Origin of the sequence: Frisingicoccus sp. (genome assembly GCA_016298055.1) — a bacterium.
In the GTDB taxonomy this organism is placed as follows: domain Bacteria; phylum Bacillota; class Clostridia; order Lachnospirales; family Lachnospiraceae; genus Frisingicoccus.
This window is the reverse complement of sequence record JAEDDO010000219.1, coordinates 1-2,832: the sequence shown is the minus strand read 5'-3', so window position 1 is coordinate 2,832 and position 2,832 is coordinate 1. Positions and strand designations below refer to the sequence as shown.

General features: G+C 40.3%; 4 protein-coding genes. 1 reads left to right on the top strand and 3 read right to left on the bottom strand.

Annotated features, from left to right (window positions below; translation table 11 throughout):
• Positions 1 to 11: 11 nt before the first annotated feature.
• On the bottom strand, positions 12 to 626 hold the full coding sequence (gene lexA / locus QZZ35_RS10795; RefSeq protein WP_291237411.1) for a transcriptional repressor LexA: 615 nt from the start codon (positions 624 to 626) through the stop codon (positions 12 to 14).
• A gap of 190 nt (positions 627 to 816) precedes the next feature.
• On the opposite strand from lexA, the gene QZZ35_RS10790 reads away from it, so the two are divergent.
• Positions 817 to 1,125, top strand: coding sequence for a LysM peptidoglycan-binding domain-containing protein (locus QZZ35_RS10790; RefSeq protein ID WP_291237410.1), 309 nt, complete (start codon positions 817 to 819; stop codon positions 1,123 to 1,125).
• Here QZZ35_RS10790 and QZZ35_RS10785 read toward each other — a convergent pair whose 3' ends face one another.
• Both QZZ35_RS10785 and QZZ35_RS10780 read right to left on the bottom strand, forming a co-directional pair.
• The gene (locus tag QZZ35_RS10785) at positions 1,126 to 2,175 is read right to left on the bottom strand and encodes a tyrosine-type recombinase/integrase (protein ID WP_291237409.1); all 1,050 of its coding nucleotides are present in this window, start codon (positions 2,173 to 2,175) and stop codon (positions 1,126 to 1,128) included. It abuts the gene before it with no gap.
• A gap of 27 nt (positions 2,176 to 2,202) precedes the next feature.
• Positions 2,203 to 2,832 (bottom strand): tRNA 2-thiocytidine biosynthesis TtcA family protein (locus QZZ35_RS10780; protein ID WP_291237408.1); only part of this gene is annotated, 630 nt, incomplete at its 5' end.

Here is a 2,832-nt window from a genome sequence, read left to right as displayed (position 1 = left end):
CTTTTTGTATCTTACATATCCAGACGAATAAGTCCGATGACTTTTCCGAGGATCTCCACGTTATCACAGTAGATCGGATCCATCGTGTCATTCTGTGGCTGAAGTCTGTAATGTCCGTTCTCTTTATAAAAGGTTTTTACTGTAGCGGAATCGCCAAGCATGGCAACAACGATATCGCCGTTTTTCGCTGTGGAACGCTGCTCAACAAGAACGTGATCGCCGTTATAAATGCCGGCTTTGATCATACTGTCACCGCGTACTTTAAGCATAAAAACGACCGCGTTCGGAAGATATTCAACCGGCATTGGGAAGTAATCTTCTATATGCTCCTGAGCCAGGATCGGTTCTCCCGCAGTAATTGTTCCGATGATCGGTATCTGAGCCATCTCACGGCGTGTAAGGGCAAAGGCATCATCTGTCACTTCAATGGCTCTCGGTTTCGTAGGGTCGCGGCGTATATATCCTTTCTCCTCAAGGGCGGAGAGATAGGAATGTACGGAAGAAGTAGACTTTAGCTGCACGGCCGTACAGATCTCACGCACTGACGGCGGATATCCTCTGGACATGATTTCGGACTTTATATATTCAAGAATCTGACGTTGTTTTTCAGTTAATTCTTCAAGCATAGGTGTTCGTACCTCCTTTTTCTTAGCTAATTGTATCATAACATATTGTATTCTCTAATGCAAACAAAATACGAACAAATGTTTTCAAAAATATAAAAAGACCATTGACAAAAGAACAAATGTTCAATATAATTCAATTATACAAACAAATGTTCTCTATAGAAAAAAGATAAAGCAGAGGAGGATACATATGAAGAAATTATTTTTTGTTGCGGTTATTATTGGTGTTCTTGTGATGGTTTTTGTATGTCCGTGGAATGTGGCGAAAGCAGAAGCGAATGATCCCGAAGCAAGTAATAATAAAAAGTATTTTACAAGCTATGTAGTGGAGAAGGGAGATACATTGTGGGATATTGCACAGGAGTATATGACAGAAGAGTATGATACAGCACATGTTTACATCAAAGAAGTTATGGAGAGTAATCATCTTGAGAGTACCGGCATAATAGAGGGACAGATGCTGATCCTGCCATATTATGCCGATAAACCGATTCGATAGTTATAATTTTTCTCTGAGTGTTACAGCTTTTGCAGCCATTCGGCGCCGACTGTCTTCAAGGCTGGCATAGTGTTTTTTTGTTGTATTGACGTCTTTGTGACCGAGAACATCAGCGACGAGATAGATGTCGCCGGTTTCATTATAGAGATTTGTACCGTAAGTGCTTCGCAGTTTATGCGGTGTGATATTTTTCATTGTCGTTACCGTTTTTGCATATTTTTTTACAAGATTTTCTACAGAGCGGACAGACATACGTTTTTTCTGCATAGAGAGAAAGAGGGCAGAAGTATGGCCGTCTACAGCCTGAATCTGTTTTCGCTCGTCCAGATATGGGAGAAGTGCATCAAGGACTTCATCACTGAAGTAGACGATGACTTCGTTTCCGCCTTTTCTTATAATACGGATTCCGTTATTTTTCAGATCAATATCATCAATATTCAGTCCGACACATTCGGAGACACGAATACCGGTTCCAAGAAGAAGTGTTAGAAGAGCAAGATCACGAACCTTCGTTTTTTCGTGATAGGCCATCTGTTTATTTGTCAGCTGTTCTCCGGATTCCACATTATCTAAAAGCCTTGCAACTTCATCAATATCCAGACGAATAATTGTCTTATCGTGCAGTTTCGGAGCAGACACAAGAGCGGCCGGATTTGTTACGATCATTTCCTTTTTAAAGAAATAGTTATAAAAGGTTTTTAATGATGCAAGTTTTCGGGCAATTCCCCGTTCCGTATTGGTATAGGTTTTACCGTCTCTTTCATAGAGTTTCAGATATTCCAGATATTCTTCAATATCCATCGCTTTGATATGGTCTAAAGTGTCCAGAGGAATATCCCGCATCGCCATTTTTCCAATCTCAGGATTGTATTCCTGCAGGAATTCAAAAAAAATACGCAGATCATAGCCGTATCCAAGACGGGTACGTGAGGAGGTGCGTGGTTCAATGCCGCGGAAGAATGCCAGTGTGAAAGACGGAAGCTCCTGAAGGAGATTTCTCAGTTTCTTTTGATTTTCAATATTATTTTGTTCCTGATATGAATATTCCATTTTAATGAAAACCTCCTGATTTCTGTATCATTTGAATTCGGGTATATCAATTTTCGGCCAGGATGGGATATTTCCGTGTATAATCGCATGAAACATCTTGTCCATGACACCCGGATGTTCAATATTCAATTGTTTTAAAAGATTTTTCATGTATTCACGTTTTGTATTCCCGTCGGCAGGACAAGGATTTTTTGAAATCGGCAGATCATACTTATTTTTAAAACCGATGACATCTGATTCGTAAACGAATAAGAGGGGCCGGATCACCGTCAGTTCCATACGGTCCAGATAAGTCACAGGAGAATAACAATAAAATCGTCCCTCAAACATAAGCGACATCATCATTGTTTCTACCAGGTCGTCACGATGATGACCATAGGCAATCTTATTGCATCCATGAGCTTTGGCAACTTCATTGAGAGAGCCTTTGCGCATTTTGGCACAGAGAGAACACGGGTTCTTTTCTTTGCGTTCATCAAAAATGATCTGACCGATATCGGTTTTAACAACAGTGTAAGGCACATCAAGAGAAGCACATAATTCAGCTATTTTGTCCGTATGAAAACCTTCGAAACCAAGATCGACTGTGATGGCTTCAATTTCAAAAGGATTTGGATAAAAACGTTTCAGTCCGTGTAAAGCATAAAGTAAAGTCAG